Source organism: Mycobacterium sp. ENV421, assembly GCF_002887815.1.
Classification (GTDB): Bacteria; Actinomycetota; Actinomycetes; order Mycobacteriales; family Mycobacteriaceae; genus Mycobacterium.
Genome location: NZ_PDHO01000004.1, coordinates 348,681 through 366,826 on the forward strand (window position 1 = coordinate 348,681; position 18,146 = coordinate 366,826).

At 67.7% G+C, this 18,146-nt stretch carries 20 protein-coding genes; 2 read left to right on the forward strand and 18 right to left on the reverse strand.

The features are described 5' to 3' along the window. Positions 1-130 precede the first annotated feature (130 nt). On the forward strand, positions 131-814 hold the full coding sequence (locus CRM90_RS08035) for a nitroreductase family protein (RefSeq protein WP_102806442.1): 684 nt from the start codon (positions 131-133) through the stop codon (positions 812-814). Here CRM90_RS08035 and CRM90_RS08040 read toward each other — a convergent pair. The 12 genes from CRM90_RS08040 to steA all read right to left on the reverse strand — a co-directional run bounded on the left by CRM90_RS08040 (position 811) and on the right by steA (position 12,128). Further along, positions 811-1,113 (reverse strand): hypothetical protein, encoded by a 303-nt coding sequence (locus CRM90_RS08040; protein WP_102806443.1) that lies wholly within the window; start codon positions 1,111-1,113, stop codon positions 811-813. The genes CRM90_RS08035 and CRM90_RS08040 overlap by 4 nt on opposite strands. Positions 1,114-1,163: 50 nt before the next feature. Continuing rightward, the gene (gene der, locus CRM90_RS08045; RefSeq protein WP_102806444.1) at positions 1,164-2,567 is read right to left on the reverse strand and encodes a ribosome biogenesis GTPase Der; all 1,404 of its coding nucleotides are present in this window, start codon (positions 2,565-2,567) and stop codon (positions 1,164-1,166) included. Then, positions 2,564-3,244, reverse strand: a complete 681-nt coding sequence (gene cmk, locus CRM90_RS08050; RefSeq protein ID WP_102806445.1) for a (d)CMP kinase — start codon at positions 3,242-3,244, stop codon at positions 2,564-2,566. The genes der and cmk overlap by 4 nt, the downstream gene beginning before the upstream one ends. After that, entirely contained in the window at positions 3,241-3,984 is a 744-nt protein-coding gene (locus CRM90_RS08055) for a pseudouridine synthase (protein WP_102806446.1), read from the reverse strand. Before CRM90_RS08055 ends, cmk begins: the two co-directional genes overlap by 4 nt. Further along, positions 3,977-4,609, reverse strand: coding sequence for an SMC-Scp complex subunit ScpB (scpB, locus tag CRM90_RS08060; RefSeq protein ID WP_502693247.1), 633 nt, complete (start codon positions 4,607-4,609; stop codon positions 3,977-3,979). Before scpB ends, CRM90_RS08055 begins: the two co-directional genes overlap by 8 nt. 83 nt (positions 4,610-4,692) lie before the next feature. Next, entirely contained in the window at positions 4,693-5,514 is an 822-nt protein-coding gene (locus CRM90_RS08065) for a segregation/condensation protein A (protein ID WP_036344817.1), read from the reverse strand. After that, a complete protein-coding gene (locus CRM90_RS08070) occupies positions 5,511-6,374 on the reverse strand; it encodes a ParA family protein (RefSeq protein WP_036344816.1) in 864 nt (287 codons plus the stop codon). Before CRM90_RS08070 ends, CRM90_RS08065 begins: the two co-directional genes overlap by 4 nt. A gap of 94 nt (positions 6,375-6,468) precedes the next feature. Further along, the gene (xerD, locus tag CRM90_RS08075; RefSeq protein WP_102806448.1) at positions 6,469-7,449 is read right to left on the reverse strand and encodes a site-specific tyrosine recombinase XerD; all 981 of its coding nucleotides are present in this window, start codon (positions 7,447-7,449) and stop codon (positions 6,469-6,471) included. Beyond that, on the reverse strand, positions 7,446-8,069 hold the full coding sequence (locus CRM90_RS08080) for an NUDIX domain-containing protein (protein WP_102806449.1): 624 nt from the start codon (positions 8,067-8,069) through the stop codon (positions 7,446-7,448). The genes xerD and CRM90_RS08080 overlap by 4 nt, the downstream gene beginning before the upstream one ends. After that, complete coding sequence (gene pyrG / locus CRM90_RS08085; RefSeq protein ID WP_199189823.1) at positions 8,062-9,825, reverse strand: CTP synthase; 1,764 nt, start codon at positions 9,823-9,825, stop codon at positions 8,062-8,064. Before pyrG ends, CRM90_RS08080 begins: the two co-directional genes overlap by 8 nt. Before the next feature lie 151 nt (positions 9,826-9,976). Beyond that, on the reverse strand, positions 9,977-10,918 hold the full coding sequence (locus CRM90_RS08090) for a copper transporter (protein WP_102806450.1): 942 nt from the start codon (positions 10,916-10,918) through the stop codon (positions 9,977-9,979). Positions 10,919-10,943: 25 nt separating this feature from the next. Further along, a complete protein-coding gene (gene steA, locus CRM90_RS08095) occupies positions 10,944-12,128 on the reverse strand; it encodes a putative cytokinetic ring protein SteA (RefSeq protein WP_102806451.1) in 1,185 nt (394 codons plus the stop codon). Positions 12,129-12,292: 164 nt separating this feature from the next. Between steA and CRM90_RS30480 the strand changes: the two genes are divergently transcribed. Next, the gene (locus CRM90_RS30480) at positions 12,293-12,439 is read left to right on the forward strand and encodes a hypothetical protein (RefSeq protein ID WP_158248995.1); all 147 of its coding nucleotides are present in this window, start codon (positions 12,293-12,295) and stop codon (positions 12,437-12,439) included. Here the strand turns inward: CRM90_RS30480 and recN are convergent. From recN to CRM90_RS08125, 6 genes are read right to left on the reverse strand one after another with little or no spacing between them, the layout of a single operon-like run. Beyond that, the gene (recN, locus tag CRM90_RS08100) at positions 12,432-14,186 is read right to left on the reverse strand and encodes a DNA repair protein RecN (protein ID WP_102806452.1); all 1,755 of its coding nucleotides are present in this window, start codon (positions 14,184-14,186) and stop codon (positions 12,432-12,434) included. The genes CRM90_RS30480 and recN overlap by 8 nt on opposite strands. Positions 14,187-14,193: 7 nt before the next feature. After that, positions 14,194-15,114 (reverse strand): NAD kinase, encoded by a 921-nt coding sequence (locus tag CRM90_RS08105; protein WP_102806453.1) that lies wholly within the window; start codon positions 15,112-15,114, stop codon positions 14,194-14,196. Next, the gene (locus tag CRM90_RS08110; protein WP_102806454.1) at positions 15,111-15,920 is read right to left on the reverse strand and encodes a TlyA family RNA methyltransferase; all 810 of its coding nucleotides are present in this window, start codon (positions 15,918-15,920) and stop codon (positions 15,111-15,113) included. Before CRM90_RS08110 ends, CRM90_RS08105 begins: the two co-directional genes overlap by 4 nt. A gap of 8 nt (positions 15,921-15,928) precedes the next feature. Beyond that, positions 15,929-16,117, reverse strand: coding sequence for a hypothetical protein (locus CRM90_RS08115; RefSeq protein WP_102806455.1), 189 nt, complete (start codon positions 16,115-16,117; stop codon positions 15,929-15,931). Then, the gene (locus tag CRM90_RS08120; RefSeq protein ID WP_102806456.1) at positions 16,114-17,139 is read right to left on the reverse strand and encodes an HAD-IIA family hydrolase; all 1,026 of its coding nucleotides are present in this window, start codon (positions 17,137-17,139) and stop codon (positions 16,114-16,116) included. The genes CRM90_RS08115 and CRM90_RS08120 overlap by 4 nt, the downstream gene beginning before the upstream one ends. A 1-nt stretch (position 17,140) precedes the next feature. Then, positions 17,141-17,977 (reverse strand): tetratricopeptide repeat protein, encoded by an 837-nt coding sequence (locus CRM90_RS08125; protein WP_102806457.1) that lies wholly within the window; start codon positions 17,975-17,977, stop codon positions 17,141-17,143. Between the last annotated feature and the right edge of the window lie 169 nt (positions 17,978-18,146).

The window sequence follows — 18,146 nt, forward strand, 5'->3', positions numbered from 1 at the left end:
ACCAACGAACCCTATCCGGCGAACCGGTCAGCACCGACGGGGCCTGCAGCAGCCACCAAACACGCTCGCCTGCAGCGTGATACGGCACACCGCCCTACTCCGGCGGCGAGCCGCCTAGCCTGTTATTCCCATGAGCGAGATTCCGAGTACCGACGAGGCGCTGGCCAACCTCTCCATGCCGCTGATCGATGCGATGATGACCCAGCGCGCGATCCGGCGGGTCAAACCCGATCCGGTGGACGACGCCATCGTGGTGAAGTGCATCGAACTCGCACTGCGCGCTCCCACCGGGTCCAACGGCCAGAACTGGGAGTTCATCGTCGTCAAAGACCAACGTGTCAAGGATCAACTCGGCAAGCGCTACCGCCAGCCCTGGTCGATCTACGGAGCCCTCGGCAGGCGGCAAGCCGCCAACGACGAGTCGATGCTGAAGATCCTCAAGGCAGTGGAATGGCAAGTCGAGCACTTCAGCGAGATACCGGTCCTGGTGGTTCCCTGCCTGCGCGGCGGCACCCGCGTGCCCTACGTCCCGACGCCGTTCGTGGGCGAAACGTCGTACTTCGGCTCGATCTATCCCAGCGTGCAGAACCTGCTGCTGGCCGCCAGGGCGATGGGACTGGGTGCATCCCTGATCACCATGCCGCTGTGGAACGTCACCTCGGCGCGCAGGATCCTGGGCCTACCGCTGTCGGTGACCCCGATCTGCGTGGTCCCGCTCGGCTGGCCGCGCGGACGCTACGGCCCGACCACCCGCAGGCCGGTTGAGGACGTCGTCCACTTCGACACGTACGGAAACCGGGGGCTCACGACCTAGCGGTGGCCGCCGCTTCCGGGTGCGCCACCGGCCGGACCTCCACCATGGTCGCCGCCGTTCCAGCCGGGCTCGGCGACCTCGGCTTCGGTCAGCATGTCGCTGGTGTCGGGGATCATCGACGGCGCGCAGTCCATCGAGAAGCTGTCCTCGGTGTCGGATTCCGAGCACGCCAGCACTCGGGGCACGGCACCGTCGAACGCACCTGAGAACACGGCGACGGCAGGCGCCGCAGCGATCATCAAACCGGCAATGCCATAGACCAGTCGGCGCGTCGGCGCCAATGAGGTAGCAAACTCCATGCCCGGCAATCTATGCCCAGCAGCGGCCAAATACCGTCAAACCCGCCGAATCAACGCGGCTTGAGCTTGCGCTTCTCCCGCACCCGCACGTTTATCCGGATCGGGGTGCCCTCGAAACCGAAGGTCTCGCGCAGCCGCCGCTCCAGGAACCGCCGATAGCCGGCCTCCAAGAAACCACTGGTGAACAGCACAAATGTGGGCGGGCGGGCGGTGGCCTGGGTGGCGAACAGGATCCGCGGTTGCTTGCCGCCGCGCACCGGCGGCGGGGTGGCCGCGACCACTTCCTTGATCCACGTGTTGAGCTGCCCGGTCGAGATGCGGGAATCCCACGACGCCAGCGAGGTCTCCATCGCCGGCACCAGCTTCTGCACCGCGCGCCCGCTCTTGGCGGAGATGTTCACCCGCGGCGCCCACTGCAGCTGAGCGAGTTCGCGGTCGATCTCGCGGTCCAGCAGATAACGCCGGTCCTCGTCGACGAGGTCCCATTTGTTGAACGCCAGCACCAGCGCCCGCCCCGCTTCGATCACCATCGTCAGGACACGCTGGTCCTGTTCGGTGAGTGGTTGCGACGCATCGATCAGGACGACGACCACCTCGGCGGCATCGATCGCGCTGTGCGTGCGGACCGACGCGTAGAACTCGTGGCCGCTGGCCTGCCCGACCCGGCGGCGCAAGCCGGCGGTGTCGACGAAACGCCATGTCTTGCCGCCTAGTTCGATCAGCGAGTCCACCGGGTCCACCGTGGTTCCCGCGACGTCGTGCACCACCGAACGCTCAGCGCCCGCCAACCGGTTCAGCAGCGAGCTCTTGCCGACATTGGGCTTGCCCACCAGCGCCACCCGTCGCGGTCCGCCGGTGGCCTGAGCCACCTCGGATTGGGCAGGCAGATCCGCGACCACCTCGTCCAGCAGATCGGCCACCCCGCGGCCGTGCATGGCACTGATCGGGTGCGGCTCCCCCAGCCCGAGCGACCACAGCGCGGCTGCGTCGGCCTCGCCCTTCTCGTTGTCAACCTTGTTGGCCGCCAAAAACACTGGTTTGCCTGATCGGCGCAGAATTCGAGCTGCCGCCTCGTCGCCACTGGTAGCACCGACCGTCGCGTCGACGACCAGGATCACCGCATCGGCAGTCTGCATCGCCACCGAGGCCTGCTCGGCGACCAACTGCTGCAAACCTTTGGCGTCCGGCTCCCACCCGCCGGTGTCCTGCACGACGAAACGCCGCCCGGTCCAGGACGCGTCGTAGGACACCCGGTCGCGGGTCACCCCGGGCAGGTCCTGCACGACGGCCTCACGCCGGCCGAGAATGCGGTTGACCAAGGTGGACTTGCCGACGTTGGGCCGGCCGACCACTGCCACCACCGGTGGCGGCGCCAGCGCCTCCTCGTCGTCGTCGAATCCCTCCTCGGAAAGCTCCCAATCGCTTTCGTCAGACCACGTGCCGTCTTCGCTCATCGCATTGCACCACTTCGCTTTTCGACCAGATCAAGCAGATTGGCCACCACCTGGTCCTGGGTCATGTCACTGGTGTCGACGATGATCGCGTCCTCCGCCGGTCGCAACGGCGACACCGTGCGGGTGGAATCCAGGTGGTCGCGGCGGATCACGTCTGCCAGCACCGTGTCGTAGTCATCGGGCAGCCCGGTCGCGACGTTCTGATCGTTGCGGCGGCGCGCCCGCGTCTCGGCCGACGCGGTCAGAAAGATCTTCACGTCGGCATCCGGCAGCACGACCGTGCCGATGTCACGGCCTTCGACCACGATCCTGTCGGCCCCTGCCGCCAATTCACGTTGCAACGCCACCATCCGGGTGCGTACCTCAGGGACCGCAGAGACCGCCGAGACCGCCCGGGTGACCTCATCGCCCCGAATCTCGGCCGAAACATCTTCAGCGCCAAGGTAAGCCCGGTCGATGTCTGGGTCAGAACCCACCGACAGCGCCACATCGGAGGCTGCCGCGACGGCGCCGGCGTCGGTCAAGTCGATGTGGGCACGCAGCATCGCCAGCGTCACGAGTCGGTACATCGCACCGGTGTCCAAGTAGTGGGCGCCCAATGCACGCGCCAAACCCCGTGACACCGACGACTTTCCGGTCCCGGCTGGCCCATCGACCGCTACAACGCATCGACTCACAGACCAACCGCCTTGTACAGATCGCCGACTTCCTTGCGCGTCAACGCACGGATGCTGCCGGGCCGCTGTTCACCCAGCGTCACCTCACCGATGCTCACCCGGACCAGCGCCTCAACCGGATAACCCGCCGCCGCCAACAGCCGGCGCACGATCCGCTTACGCCCCTCGTGCAGCGTCACCCGCAGCAGTGTCTTTCCCGGCACCGCATCGACCACCGCGAAGTCGTCGACCTTGACCGGTCCGTCGTCCAGCTCGATGCCGGCGCGCAGCGTCTTACCCAGACCCCGTGGAACCGAACCGGTTACCGTTGCCAAATAGGTCTTGGGCACCTCGAAGGACGGGTGCATCAACCGATGCGCAAGCTCCCCGTCGTTGGTCAGCAGCAGCAGACCTTCGGTGTCGGCGTCCAGGCGTCCGACGTGAAAGAGGTTCTTGTTGCCGCGGACTCGGTGCTCCACCAGATCACCGACGCACGGCCGGCCCCGCTCGTCCGACATCGTCGAATGCATTCCGACGGGCTTGTTGATCGCCAGGTACATCATCGAGTCGTCGACGACGATCCGTGACCCGTCGACTCTGATGTCGGCGTTGGCCGGATCGACCCGGGTGCCCAATTCGGTGACGATCCGTCCGTCGACCTCTACCCGCCCGTCGACGATCATCCGCTCGGCCACCCGTCGCGAGGCGACTCCCGCCTGCGACAGGACCTTCTGCAGCCGCACTCCTTCTGGTTCAGGCATCGGTGTCCACATCGATCGAGACGTTCGGATCGGCTGCCGAGACGCCGGCCAGCTTGGCGAAACGTGGTTCGGCATCCAGGTTTTCGCTCAGGTCGTCGATCACGTCGACGTCAGGAAGCAGCGGCGCGATGTCGGGAAGATCGGTCAGCGACGACAGCCCGAGCCGCTCGAGAAACAGCTCGGTGGTCGCGAACGTCGTTGCGCCGGTGTCCTCGTCGGTGCCCGCCTCGGTGATCAGCCCGCGCGCCACCAACGTGCGGATCACCGCATCGACGTTGACGCCGCGGACCGCGCTGACCCGAGCCCGGGTCACCGGCTGCCGGTAGGCGACCACCGCCAGCGTCTCCAGCGCCGCGCGGGTGAGCTTCGACCGCGATCCGTCCAGCAGCAGCCGCTCCACGTACGGCGCGAACCGCGCCCGGGTGTACATGCGCCAGCCACCGCCCGCCTCGCGCAGGTCGATACCGCTGTCGCGGTCCGCCAGCGCTGCTGCCAACCGCCCCAGGGTGGCGGTGATCCGCTCTAGCGGTTGCTCGGTCACCGACGCGAGCGTTTCGGCGTTGACCGGGGTGTCGACGACCAGCAACAACGCCTCCAGCACCCGGACCAGCTCGTCGTCGTCCATCTCGGGGAGAGCGACGTCAGTAGCCAAATCGGCTTCCGAGTCGGACGCGAGGTCCACGTCGGGTATGTCGGCTGCGTCGTCGGTCATGATTGGTTCTGCTCTTCTTCCCACTCGGCTCGGACCAGCTCTTCGTTCACAACCCGGTCGCCGGTCCATGAAACCTGGAGCACACCAAGTGGTTCTGGCTGCTCGAATGCTACCGTCCTGGCCCGATACAGTTCGAGCAGCGCCAAGAACCGTCCGACGATCTGGATCGGCGCCTCGCAGTCGGCCACCAGTTCCTTGAACGACGCCCACTGCCCCGCCCCGCGTGACGACAGGAACTCCAACAGCAGCTCGGCCTGCTCCGGCACCGACACCTGCGAGGCATGCAAGTGCTCGGTCCCGACGGTGGGAACCGGTCGCGGGGTGAACGCCGCAGCGGCGATGTCGGCGAAGGCGGCGGCATCAACACCCAGCATGACCTCGGGAAGAAGGTCGGCGAAGCGATCCTCGACCGTCACCGCCCGGGGGTAGCTCCGCAGCGCTGCGGCCTCCAGTTCGGCGAACATCTCGGCGACGTGCTTGAACGCGCGGTACTGCAGCAGCCGGGCGAACAACAGGTCGCGCACCTCGAGCAGCGCCAGATCCTCCTCGTCGTGCACATCGCCGGCGGGCAGCAGCCGCGCGGCCTTGAGGTCCAGCAGTGTGGCAGCAATCACCAAAAAGGTGGTGGTCTCGTCGAGCTCGAGCTTCGGCCCGATCTCCCTGGTGTACGCAATGAATTCGTCGGTGACCTGATGCAGCGCGACCTCGGTCACATCGAGGCGGTGGGCAAAGATCAACTGCAACAGCAGATCGAACGGGCCCTCGAAGTTCGTCAGCCTGACACGGAAGCCCTTTTCGGGCGCCGGCGATTCGGTCACTTGCCGAAGCGGTCGATGACCTCACGGGCCAGCGATCGATATGCCTGTGCACCAACGGATTTCGGTGCCCAGGTGGTGATGGGCTCGCCGGCGACACTGGTCTCGGGGAAGCGCACGGTGCGGCTGATGACGGTGTCGAACACCAGATCGCCGAAGCGCTCCAGCACCCGCGCCATCACCTCACGGGCATTGACGGTGCGGTTGTCGAACCGGGTGATCAGGATGCCGCTGATCGTCAGCCGCGGATTGAGCCGCTCACGCACCTTGTCGACGGTGTCGGTGAGCAGGGCCAGCCCGCGCAGCGAGAAGTATTCACATTCGGTCGGGATGACCACCGCGTCGGAGCAGGCCAGCGCATTGACGGTGAGCAGGCCCAGCGACGGCTGGCAGTCGATCAGGACGTAGTCGTAGCGATCGAGGACGGGGTGCAGCGCGCGCGCCAGGGTCTGCTCGCGTCCGACCTCGTTGACCAGCTGGATCTCGGCGGCCGACAGGTCGATGTTGCTGGGCACCAGGTCCAGGTTCTTCACCCGCGTGTTGATCAGCACCTCGTCGATGCTCACCCGCGGTTCGATCATCAGGTTGTGCACGGTGTGGGTCAGCTCGTAGTGCGGCACGCCCAGACCCGCCGACAGCGCGCCCTGCGGATCCAGATCGACCAGCAGCACCCGCCGGCCGTACTCGGCCAGCGCCGCCCCCAGGTTGATCGTCGAGGTGGTCTTGCCGACCCCGCCCTTCTGGTTGCACATCGAAATGACCGTGGCCGGCCCGTGCGAGGTCAGCGGCTGTGGTTCGGGAATGTGGCGGGGCGGGCGGCCGGTGAGACCGATCGGTGTGGCTTCGTCTGCCTCGTCGGTCACGCCGTGCCCCCCGTCAGCAGGCTTTTCGGCGGCGTGGCGAACATCCGCGAAAGTCTAACGGTGTGTCGCCGCCACACGAGGCAGACCCGCGACATCATGCCCGCGGATGTGCGCCGGCCCAGACCTCGCGCAGGGCATGCACGGTGACCAGCGTGTAGATCTGCGTCGTGGTGACCGAGGCGTGGCCGAGGAGTTCCTGGACGACGCGGACGTCGGCACCGCCGTCGAGAAGATGGGTGGCGAAGGAGTGCCGCAGCGTGTGCGGTGACACCGCCGAGGAGATGCCTGCCCGTTCGGCGGCGTCCTGCAGCACCTGCCAGGCGCTCTGCCGCGACAGCTGCCCGCCGCGGGCGTTGAGGAAGATCTTCGGCGTGCCGCGGCCCCGGCGCGCCAGATCCGGACGGCCACGCACCAGGTAGGCGTCCAGCGCCGCGATCGCCGGGCGGCCGACAGGCACCAGGCGCTGCTTGCCGCCCTTGCCGCGCAGCAGCACCGACCGGGCCTCGGTGTCGATGTCGTCGACGTCGAGGCCGACAGCCTCGGAGATCCGCGCGCCGGTGGAATACAACAGCTCGAGCAGGGCGCGATTGCGCAACGTCAGCGGTCCGTCCGACGGGCTGTCCCCGCCGGCGCCCTCGAGGAGGGCCAAGACCTCGTCGAGGGTGAGGCTCTTGGGGAGTCGACGGCTCGGGGTCGGCGGCTTGACCGCGCGGGCGACGTCGATGCCGATGATCCCCTCGGCGGCGGCGAACCGGTGAAAGCCGCGCACCGCAATCAGTGCGCGCGCGGCCGATACCGCCGACAGCGGCGTCGCGCCGGTGTCCGGATCGCCGCGGCGCAGCGCCACCAGGAACTCGCTGACGTCGTTCTCGCTGACGTTGGTCAGGTCATCGATGCCGCGCGACGACAAATGCTCGACGTAGCGGCGCAGGTCGCGCCGGTAGGAGCTGATGGTGTTGGCCGCCACCCCGCGCTCGATGGTCAAGTGGTCGAGATAGCCCTGCAGCTGATCGTCCAAGGGGGTTCGGAGGGCAGGAGCGGAGCGACCCGGGAGATCGGCCGAGAACGTCGTCATGAGCGGGCCTTCCCCGCGGCGAACGCCGTCGGGCGATCCCGGAACGGCACATCGACGGGGCGGGGCGACTTGTCGTCGACGATCACCGCGTGTGCGGCCAAGATGCCCGCCACCGCAGTGGAATTCACGATCTCCCCGGACAGCACCTGCTGCACCGCGTCGGCGATGTGGACCCAGTGCACTTCCATATCGGCTTCTTCATCGTGCCCCTGGGGCCGCCCGACGTCGGTGAGGCTCCGGGCGAGATACACGCGCAACGCCTCGTCGCTGAACCCTGGCGAGGACATCAGGTCGACCAGCACGTCCCAGCGTTCGGCGGTCAGGCCGGTCTCCTCGCGCAGTTCCCGCGCCGCGGCTTCGGTCGGGTCCTCCCCCGGCTCGTCGAGTAGCCCCGCGGGTAACTCCCACAGCCGGCGCCCGATCGGGTGCCGGTATTGGTAGACCATCGCCACCCGGCCGGCGTCGTCGACCGCGACGACTGCCACGGCACCGTAATGCTCGACGACCTCGCGCTTGGCGATATTGCCGCCCGGCATCCGGACCTGATCGACTCGCAGGGCGAGAATGTTTCCGCGATAAGCGGTTTCAGAAGAGACGGTCTCGAAGTCGTGGTCAGCCACGGGCTGAGTGCTCTGGAACCTGCTCGGCCAGCGGCTGGGCCGCCTCTTCCGGGTGTTCCTTGCCGTTGGAGTGCTGCTCCGGGATCTCCAAAGACAACCGCTCGGCCGCCTTGTAGTCGATGGCAGCACCGACGAACGAGACGAACAGCGGATGTGGGCGGGTCGGCCGGCTCTTGAGCTCCGGATGTGCCTGCGTGCCGACCAGGAACGGATGCACATCGCGCGGGTATTCGACGAACTCGACCAGATGGCCGTCCGGTGAGGTGCCCGAGAACTGCAAACCGCTCTCTGCGATCCGGTCGCGATACGAGTTGTTGACCTCGTAGCGGTGCCGGTGACGCTCGGACACATGGGTCGAGTCGTACGCCTCGGCGACAATCGAACCGACTTCCAGCGTCGCCGGGTAAGCACCCAACCGCATGGTGCCACCCAGGTCGGCCTCCCCGGCGACAGCCTCACGCTGGTCGGCCATCGTGGAGATCACCGGATCCGGTGTGGCCGGGTCGAATTCGGCCGAGTTGGCTTCGGTCAGTCCGACCGATCGGGCCGCCTCGATCACGATGCACTGCAGCCCGAGGCACAGACCCAGCACCGGCAGCCCACGATGGCGGGCGTGGCGGATCGCGCCGATCTTGCCTTCGATGCCGCGAATGCCGAACCCGCCGGGGATGAGCACGGCATGCACGTCACCCAGCGCGACGGCCGCACCGTTGTCGGTCTCGCAGTCGTCGGAGGCGACCCAGCGCATCTCGACTTTGGCGCGATGAGCGAACCCGCCGGCGCGCAACGCCTCTGCCACCGACAGATAGGCGTCCGAGAGGTCGACGTACTTGCCCACCAACGCGATTCGGACCGTTTCCTTGGGCTCGTGGACCCGGCGCAGCAGGTCGTTCCACTGCGTCCAGTCCACATCGCGGAACGGCAGATTCAGCCGGCGCACCACATAGGCGTCGAGTTCCTCGCGGTGCAGCACCTTCGGAATGTCATAGATGGACGGCGCATCGGGCGTGGAGATCACCCCGTCGATGTCGACGTCACACATCAGCGCGATCTTGTTCTTCAGCGGCTCGGGCACGTCACGGTCGCAGCGCAGGATCAGCGCGTCGGGGCTGATACCGATGCTGCGCAGCGCGGCCACCGAGTGCTGGGTGGGTTTGGTCTTCAGCTCGCCAGACGGCGCCAGATACGGCACCAGCGAGACATGCAGGAAGAAGCAGTTCTCCCGGCCGACTTCGTGGCGGACCTGGCGCGCGGCCTCCACGAACGGCAGCGACTCGATGTCACCGACGGTGCCACCGATCTCGGTGATCACCACGTCGGGTCGGTTGCCCGACGCATCGGGCTCGGCCATCGCCAGGATGCGGCCCTTGATCTCGTCGGTGATGTGCGGGATCACCTGCACGGTGTCGCCGAGGTACTCGCCGCGACGCTCCTTGGCGATCACCGACGAATACACCTGCCCGGTGGTCACATTGGCCGAGCCGGACAGATTGCGGTCCAGGAAGCGCTCGTAGTGCCCGACGTCGAGGTCGGTCTCGGCGCCGTCCTCGGTGACGAACACTTCACCGTGCTGGAACGGGTTCATCGTTCCCGGATCGACGTTCAGATACGGGTCGAGCTTCTGCATCGTCACCTGCAGACCGCGCGCGGTCAGCAATTGACCGAGGCTGCTGGCGGTCAGGCCCTTACCGAGGGACGAGACAACTCCACCGCTGACGAAGATGTGCTTGGTGGCGGTCTGCGGGTGCTTGCGCAGTGGGGGCAAGAGCAACCTCCGTGACGTCGGGCAGGGGATCGCTGGGAACTGCCTGGGGCCTGCCTACCCACGGAATCTCACCCTAACACCGACCCCGACAAGCTTGCGCTAACACGCCAGTGGCCTTCGTTACCTCTGCGTTGCCCCGCGTCTACTGCGGAACGGTGAGCGACGCGGCGCCCGGCCCGATGCCGAACTTGCCCGACGGCGCCCCATTGATCAGGTTCTGCAGGGCCAGCACGGTGGTGATCCGGCCCGACTCGGAACTGATGTCGTCGACGGTGGTCACGTCGGCCGCCATCCCGGCGTCAGCCCGCGTCACCGCGAGCGCCGCGGTTCCGGTGGCTGATCCATCCCGGCCGGCGAGCACCGTGCCCGACCCGTGCGGGGCCATCCCCGCGGCGAACCGGGCGACCGTGGACCCCTGGTTACCGGCGTCGTCGCCCAGAGCTCCCCCGGTCACCACGACGGCGGTGTTGGCCGCGGCCAGGCGATCGCCCTGATAGGTCAAAAAGCCGGTGTCACGTAGCGCGGCCAGCACGGTGTCGCGCTGGGTGTCGTCCGCCGGTCGGATCGCGGGGTTGCGGTTGATCAGCAGCGCGATACCGAGCAGGTCGCCGGCCTGCGAGCCCTGGTCGACCAGCGTGGTGCTCAGCTGTGCGCCGGCGGGCACGATCGAGGAGTTGACCACCGAGCGCAGCTTCTCCGCGGAGTTGGCGTCGACGAACTGCTGTGTCAGCGCGACCGTGCCGGTTACGGTACCGCCGGCCTGTCCGATCAGCCGGCTCGTCGCCGCCACGTCGTCGTCGTTGGCGTCAGGGGTGCGGAACAACACCACCGACTTGCCCGCCAACGCGTCCTTGACGATCCGGCTCGACATCTGCTTGTCGAAATCGTCGGCAGCACTGAGCTTTTCGTTCAGCGCATTGCGCTGATCGGTCAGCGAGGTGATCTGTTTGTTGAGGTCCTGCTTTTCGTCGCGCAGCCCTGACAGCAACGTGTCGGACAGCACACCGGAGCCCAGGAACACGCCGACGGCCAGCGCAAGGAACACCGCAGCCAGCGAAATGGCATGGTGGCGTAGCGAAATCACAGCGGTGAGCCTTTCTGCTCTACGCCTAGGTCACCCAGCTCTGCACCCACAGCGAGAAGCGGTTCCAGTAGGTCACAATCCAGTCGATGACGAATGTGTCGGCCCGCGACACCCACAGCGCGGCGATGATCGCGAACAGCACCGCCAGGATCAGCATGGCGATCGCTCCACCGGAGATGTGATTGCGGTACAGCGTGGCAACAGCTTTCGCGTCGACGAGCTTCTCCCCGACCTTCAGCCGGGTGAGGAAGGTCGACGGGTTGCTCTGCTGGCGCGAACGGTCGAAGAACTCTTCGATGCTCGCCGAGTGGCCGGCCGTCACGATCAAAGAGGCGCCGTGGTGGTCGACGAGCAACAGCGCCAGATCGGCGGCCGAACCGGCGGCGGGGAACGTCATCGCCCCGATGCCCAGGTCCTGGATGCGTTCCAGGCCGTTGGCGTGCCCGTCGGCGTCGGCGGGAAGGACCACCTGCGCACCACTCTTGAGCACGTCAGCGCTCATCTGGTCGGGGTTGCCGACGATCAGCTGCGGCCGGTAACCGTTCTTCTGCAGCAGGTCCGCTCCGCTCTCCACCCCGATGAGCACCGGTTGGTACTCCTTGATGAAGGGCTTGAGCGCCTTGAGGTCGTCTTCGGCGCCGGGGCCGTCGGCCACCACCAGGACGTGGCGGCGGTATACGTCGACGTCGATGTCCGGGATGCCGATACCGTCGATCAGCAGCGGGCTCTCGCTGCGGATGAATTCGATCGTGTTGCCCGCGAATGCCTCCAGGTGCGCAACCAGCCCGGTCTTGGCGTCCTGCATGAGGTCGGCGATCTCTTCATCGCTGCGCTCCACGCCCAGGGCCAGCCTGCGATCGCCGGAGTACACCCCACCGTTGTGCAGCCGGATCTTCGCGCCGTCTTTGATCTTCTTGAAGACTTCGGGACCCGCGCTGTCGATCAGCGTGATGTTGTTGGCCACCAATACTTCCGGGCCGAGGTTCGGGTATCGGCCCGAGATCGACGGGGAGGCGTTGACCACGCCGGCGATGTTCGCGTCGACCAGAGCGTCAGCGGTCATCCGGTCCAGGTCAAGGATGTCGAGCACCACGATGTCCCCCGGGCCGACGCGGCGCAGCAGGCGATCGATGTCGCGATCGACGCGGGCTGTCCCCACGACTCCTGGTCGTGCACCGGTATTACGGGAGAGAAGCGCTGACATCTTCATGCTGGGATTCTGTCGGCGACCGGGCGGATATCGGCGGAGGCGCGCCGTAACACCAGCCACACAAGTCACATCTTGTCACAGCAGTAACACGGTTCGGATACGTGTATTTCCCGCATCCGAGACCCCCCCGGTTACCGTCAGCTAACCGATCGACGGAGCCGAGCATGAGCCGAATGTCCCGCGCGACCTGGTTCAGCGGGCTGCTCGTCGGGCTGGGTGTGGGCGCGGCCCTGCTGGCCGGGGGCGTCGCCAGACCCGCGCCGCGCCCCGGCGACCACGACGGCTACGCCGTCGTCATCCGGCTCAGCTGAGTCCCCGGTCGCCCTGCGCGGCGTCGAGCAGTTCGCGGGCGTGCGCGCGGCCGGTGTCGGACTCCCCCAGCCCGGCCAGCATCCGCGCCAGCTCGCCCACCCGCTCCTCGGTGTCGAGGCGGCGCACCCCGCTGGTCCCGTTGCCTGCGCTGTCGACGACGAGGTGGCTGTCGGCGTACGCGGCGACCTGCGGCAGATGGGTGACGACGATGACCTGGTGGCTGCGGGCAAGCCGCGCCAGGCGGCGGCCGATCTGCACCGCGGCCCGGCCACCGACGCCGGCGTCCACCTCGTCGAACACCATCGTGGTGCCCTCCGCCGACGCGGCGAGCACCACTTCCAATGCGAGCATCACGCGGGAGAGCTCACCACCGGACGCGCTCTTGTTCAGCGGCAGGACGTCGGTGCCACGATGTGCGGTGAACCCGAATTCGACCAGGTCGATGCCTTCGCCACCGGCATGCACGGTCTCGCCCGACGGCAACCGCAACGGTGCGCTGTCGTCGTCGCGGGCCGGCATCAGCGACACCGTGACGCTGAAGTCGGCGTGCGTCATCGCCAGCCCGGTCAGCTCGGCGGTGATGGCCTTGGCCAAACCCTTCGCCGCTTTGGTGCGGGCTTTGGACAGCTCCAGCGCGGACGTCGCCACCTGACCGGCGAGCTCGTCGACGCGGCGACCCAGCCCGGCCAGCGCATCCTCGGATACGTCGAGCTGCGCCAGACGCTCCCGGGACTCCTTGGCCCACGCCAGCACACCGTTGACGTCCGCGGCGTACTTGCGGGTCAGGTTGCGCAGCTCGGCCTGACGCGCCAGCTTGGTCTCCAAGGCACTGGCGTCATCGGGCAGGTCGCCCAGGAAATCGCCGAGTTCCCGGGCGACGTCGCCGGCGACGGTCAGCGCGTCGGTGAGCTGGCGGGCCAACGCCGCCAACGCGGGATCGTCAGTGGACTGCAGCAGGGCGGCTGCACGCCCCAAAGTATCTGTGGCCGAACGGGGTTCACCATCGGAGAGGTCATCGGCCGACAGGTTGGCGCGGGCACCGGCGACCGCCTCGCGCAGCGCGTCCAGTTCGGAGAGCCGGCGGATGTCGGCCACCAGCGATTCGTCTTCTCCTGGCGTCGGGTCGACGCCGTCGATCTCGGTCAGCGCGAACTTCAGCCGGTCCGCCTCCTGAGCCAGCTCGCGCGCCCGGTTGGTCCGGTCCACCAGATCACGCCGGGCCACCTGCCACTGGTCGCGCAGCTTCTTGTAGCGCTCGAGTTTCGCGTCGACGCCGGTGAAGCGGTCCAAGGCGGCGCGCTGTTCCTCGGGGCGCATCAGCCGCAGCTGGTCGTTCTGGCCGTGCAGTGTCAGCAGTTCCGAGGTGAAGGTCGACAGCGACTTGGCGGGCACGCTACGCCCGCCGAGGTAGGCCCGCGACGGCCCGTCGCGGCTCACGGTGCGCAGCGCAATGATGCTGCCGTCGTCGTCACGGTCGGCACCCGAGGAATCCAGGATCTCGTCGATCCGCTTGCCGGTGGCGTCATCGAGTTCCGCAGTGGCGAAACGGCCCTCGACGACGGCCCGCTCAGAACCCGACCGCACCCTGGTGGCATCGGCGCGCGCCCCGCCCAGCAGGTGCAGTCCGGTCACCACCATGGTCTTGCCGGTGCCGGTCTCACCGGTCAGCACGGTCAGGCCGCGGTCGAACTCCGCGGTGGCGGCGCTGATCGCGCCCAATGACTCGATCCGGATTTCAGCCAGCATCGCCGATTCACTGCCCTCGCCAGCCGGTGACCGGCAGCCGGAACTTGCGCACCAGACGATCGGTGAACGGCGCGCTGTCGAGACGCACCCACTTCAGCGGTGTCGTGCACTTGGTCACCTCGAGCCGCCCGCCGGCAGGCACCCGCATCTCGCGGCGACCGTCGCAGAACACCAGCGCCTCGTGGCTGTCGTCCTCGATCTCGATCGCGATCAGCGCAGTCGGGCTGGTCACCATCGGCCGCGCGAACAACGCGTGAGCGTTGTTGGGCACCACGATCATTGCCTCCAGATCCGGCCAGACCACGGGGCCGCCTGCCGAGAACGCGTAGGCGGTGGACCCGGTCGGGCTGGACACCAGGACGCCGTCGCAGCCGAAGGCGGACACCGGCCTGCCGTCGATCTCCAGTACGACACCGATCACCCCGAGCCGCGCGCCCTTTTCCAGGCTGGCCTCGTTGAGGGCCCAACCGCGGGCGATGACCTCCCCCTCGGCGCGCACCGCGATGTCGAGGGTCATCCGCTCCTCGACGCGGTAGGTGCGGGTGACGACGTGTTCGAGAACGGTGTCGATGGCTTCGGCTTCGGCCTCCGCCAAGAACCCGATGCGCCCCAGGTTGATTCCGAGCACCGGAATCTCCGCGTTGCGGGCCAGTTCGGCGGCCCGCAGGAAGGTGCCGTCACCCCCGAGAACGAGCACCAGCTCGCACCCGACGGCCGCGTTGGCATCGGCGTCGACCACTTCGGTTGTCGAGCCCACCGCCTGCATCTCGGTGGGATCGAAATGGGTGCCCCGGTCCACGGATTCGGCGGAGAGAACCCGCAACGCTATGCCGTTGTCGCCCAACACCTTTTCCACCCGGCGGGCGGTCTCGATGGCCTCCTCGCGGGCAGTGTGTACGACGAGCAGGATCGCCCGCTCAGAAGTCATTGCGGTCCTTCCGCGACGGCGCGGCGCACCGCGGCGTCCAGTTCGTCTCCGTGCAATCCGTTGTCTGTTTCGGCACGCAGCCACAGAAAGTATTCGACGTTGCCCGAGGGGCCGGGCAACGGGCTGGCGGTCGCGCCGACGGTCTGCCAACCGAGCTCACCGGCGCGAGCGGCGACAGCCAGTACCGCAGAGGTCCGCAATTCCGGATCGGACACCACGCCGCCGGCACCGACCTGCTCGCGACCGACCTCGAACTGTGGCTTCACCATGGGAACGATATCGGCGTGCGCGGACGCGCAGACAGTCAGTGCGGGCAGCACCGTGGCGAGTGAAATGAACGACAGGTCGGACACCACGAGGTCGACGGGGCCACCGATCGCGTCGGGCGTCAGGTCCCGCACATTCGTGCGCTCGATGACCGTCACCCGCGAATCGGAGCGCAGCGCCCAGGCCAACTGGCCGTAGCCGACGTCGACGGCCACGACTTCGGTGGCGCCGCGATCCAGGAGCACCTCGGTGAAGCCGCCGGTCGAAGCGCCCGCGTCGAGGCAGCGCCGCCCGACGGGGTCGATGGCGAAGGCGTCGAGGGCGCCGATCAGCTTGTGGGCGCCGCGCGACACCCAGGTCCGCTCGTCGCCGGCCTCGACGGTCAGGTTGGCGGTGACGGCGACCGCGGTGGCGGGTTTGACCGCACGCATGCCGTCAATGCTTACCCGGCCGGCACCGATGAGTTCCGCGGCCTGCTGTCGTGACCGCGCCAGTCCGCGACGGACCAGCTCAGCGTCAACCCGGGCACGCCGCGTCATGCGCGAACTCAGCCCTTCTCCACCGATTCCAGCGCATTGACCAAGATCTGGTGCGCTTCCTCGAGCTGCCTTCCGACGGCATCGATGTCGACACCGGCGACGTCGACGCTGTCGGGATCGACGCTGGGCACCTGGGCCAGCACGGCGTCGATATCGGCGCGAATCTGTTCGGGGTCGGCGTTCATATCACCGTTCACGCTAGCTGATCCTGCGCCGTCAGCAGGGACCAGCGCTGCAGCGCGGCGCGTGCGGCATCGTCACCGGCGCGCACGGCAAGTCGGCGTTCGCCGTCGGCCGCATCCCACACCGCACGAGCGGTGGCACGAACCACCGAGAGCCCGTCGCCGCTGTGGTCCGCGTCTGCCGTGGTCACGATCACCGAACCGTCGCTGACCTCGACACGCCAGGCTGCCTGCTCGGCTACCCGCAGAGCCTCGGAGGCGGTGTGCAGATCGCGGAGGTCGGCGCCGATGTAGGTGGGACGTTGCTCCGGGACCGCGTGCACCGCCTCGGCCGCGGTGCTGACCCCGCACAGCACCATCAGGCTGGGCAGATCCGCGGCGTTGGCGCCGGCGATGTCGGTGTCCAGGCGGTCACCGACCACCAGCGGAGTGCCAAAGGAGCCGCGCGCCAGCGCATCTCGCATCAGTGCCGGAGCGGGCTTACCCGCAACCTGGTAGTCGGCGTCGGTGGCGGTGCGCAGTGCGGCGACCATTGAGCCGTTTCCGGGTAACAGGCCCCGCTCGGTGGGCAGGGTGCGGTCGACGTTGGCGGCCACCCAGAGCGCACCGGAGCGGATGGCCAGTGCGGCCTCGGCCAGGTCGGGCCATCCGGTCGTCATGGAGTGTCCCTGCACGACGGCGACGGGCTTGTCATCGAACCGCCTGACCGGCTGCAGTCCGACCGCCTCGACCTCGCCGGCCAGCGCATCGGTCCCGACGACCAGCACCTTGGATCCCGGTTTCAGCTGCTGGGCCAGCAGTCGTGCCGCACTCTGGGCACTGGTCACCACATCGGCTGCGTCGGCGACGAAGCCGAGTTCGCGCAAGTGCGCGGCCACATCCTCTGCGGCGCGGGAGGCGTTGTTGGTGACGAACAGTTTGCGGGTCTGCGCGACCTCGAGGGCATCGATCGCTCCCTCGGTCGGCTCATGACCGCGAAACACGGTGCCGTCCAAATCGAGCAGCAAGCAATCATGTTGCTGCGCAAGGGTAGTCATCTCAGGCCAGCTCGCCGACCCGGTCTTCGGCGTCGGTGACGCCTTCGATGTCGGCGGCGGCGGCATGGATGAACCACTGCAGCGCGTCCTCACCGCGATCGAGGGCGAGCAGCGTCTCGGCGTAGGCGTAGAACAGTCGGGCAGCGGTCGAGCCGGTGCGAGACGGGTCGGGTTGAGGGGTGGACAGCACCACCAGCGCCTGCTCGAGCTGACCGAGGTCGGCACGCGCCCCTGCGGCGACGATCCGCAGCTCGTCGGCATCGTCGCCGGTGAGCTCGGCCGCTTCGGGGCTGCGCGCCAGTTCGATGGCGCGTTCAGGCCGCCCTACGCCGCGTTCGCAGTCGGCGATCAGAGGTAGCAATTGCGACTTGCTGCCCATCCGCCGGGCAGCACGGAACTCGGACAGCGCCTGGGCCCAGTCACCGCACTGGTAGGCGGCGATGCCGACGGCCTCGCGTACTGCCGCGATGCGACCGGAACGAGCCCGCGCGGCCTGGGCGTGTTCCAGAGCGGCCTGCGGATCATCGTCGAGCAGCTCGCCGGCCGCGACCAGGTGACGGGCCACGGTGTCGGCGGTCGAACGATCCAAAGTTGAGAGCTCGCCCCGGATTTCGGGCGCTAGCTGCTTGGCCTCGATAGACGACGGAATGACCGGACCGGCCTGGGCCCCGGTGCTGCTGTCGTCGCCAGAGGTCTGCCGTGGCTGTGCGGGGCGGGCACGGCCCGGCCCCGACCGGCGTGGCGGGCTGCTGCTCCAGCGATCGCGGTTCCCGGCACCGGCCGCCGGGGGACGACGGGGCGGACGCCCACCGGAATTGCCTTGCCTGTCATCGACCACCTGTAAAGGATACGGGCAGGCCTCAGACAGTCACAATTCGGATAATTGAAAAGCGGCCAATGGAATTGGACATTCAAATGGAAACGCCCCCCGATTTCTCGGGGGGCGTTTCACTAAATTGTGTTCGGCGGTGTCCTACTTTTCCACCCTGTTGGGTAGTATCATCGGC

Bases quoted from the DNA above. Each gene is read 5' to 3' on its own strand.
- CRM90_RS08110 (WP_102806454.1), bottom strand. From the start codon at position 15,920: ATGACGCGGCGTGCCCGGGTTGACGCTGAGCTGGTCCGTCGCGGACTG.
- CRM90_RS08055 (WP_102806446.1), bottom strand. From the start codon at position 3,984: ATGCCTGAACCAGAAGGAGTGCGGCTGCAGAAGGTCCTGTCGCAGGCG.
- steA (WP_102806451.1), bottom strand. From the start codon at position 12,128: ATGAAGATGTCAGCGCTTCTCTCCCGTAATACCGGTGCACGACCAGGA.
- CRM90_RS08040 (WP_102806443.1), bottom strand. From the start codon at position 1,113: ATGGAGTTTGCTACCTCATTGGCGCCGACGCGCCGACTGGTCTATGGC.
- CRM90_RS08105 (WP_102806453.1), bottom strand. From the start codon at position 15,114: ATGACTTCTGAGCGGGCGATCCTGCTCGTCGTACACACTGCCCGCGAG.
- scpB (WP_502693247.1), bottom strand. From the start codon at position 4,609: ATGGACGACGACGAGCTGGTCCGGGTGCTGGAGGCGTTGTTGCTGGTC.
- recN (WP_102806452.1), bottom strand. From the start codon at position 14,186: ATGCTGGCTGAAATCCGGATCGAGTCATTGGGCGCGATCAGCGCCGCC.
- CRM90_RS30480 (WP_158248995.1), top strand. From the start codon at position 12,293: ATGAGCCGAATGTCCCGCGCGACCTGGTTCAGCGGGCTGCTCGTCGGG.
- CRM90_RS08120 (WP_102806456.1), bottom strand. From the start codon at position 17,139: ATGACTACCCTTGCGCAGCAACATGATTGCTTGCTGCTCGATTTGGAC.
- der (WP_102806444.1), bottom strand. From the start codon at position 2,567: ATGAGCGAAGACGGCACGTGGTCTGACGAAAGCGATTGGGAGCTTTCC.
- xerD (WP_102806448.1), bottom strand. From the start codon at position 7,449: ATGACGACGTTCTCGGCCGATCTCCCGGGTCGCTCCGCTCCTGCCCTC.
- CRM90_RS08035 (WP_102806442.1), top strand. From the start codon at position 131: ATGAGCGAGATTCCGAGTACCGACGAGGCGCTGGCCAACCTCTCCATG.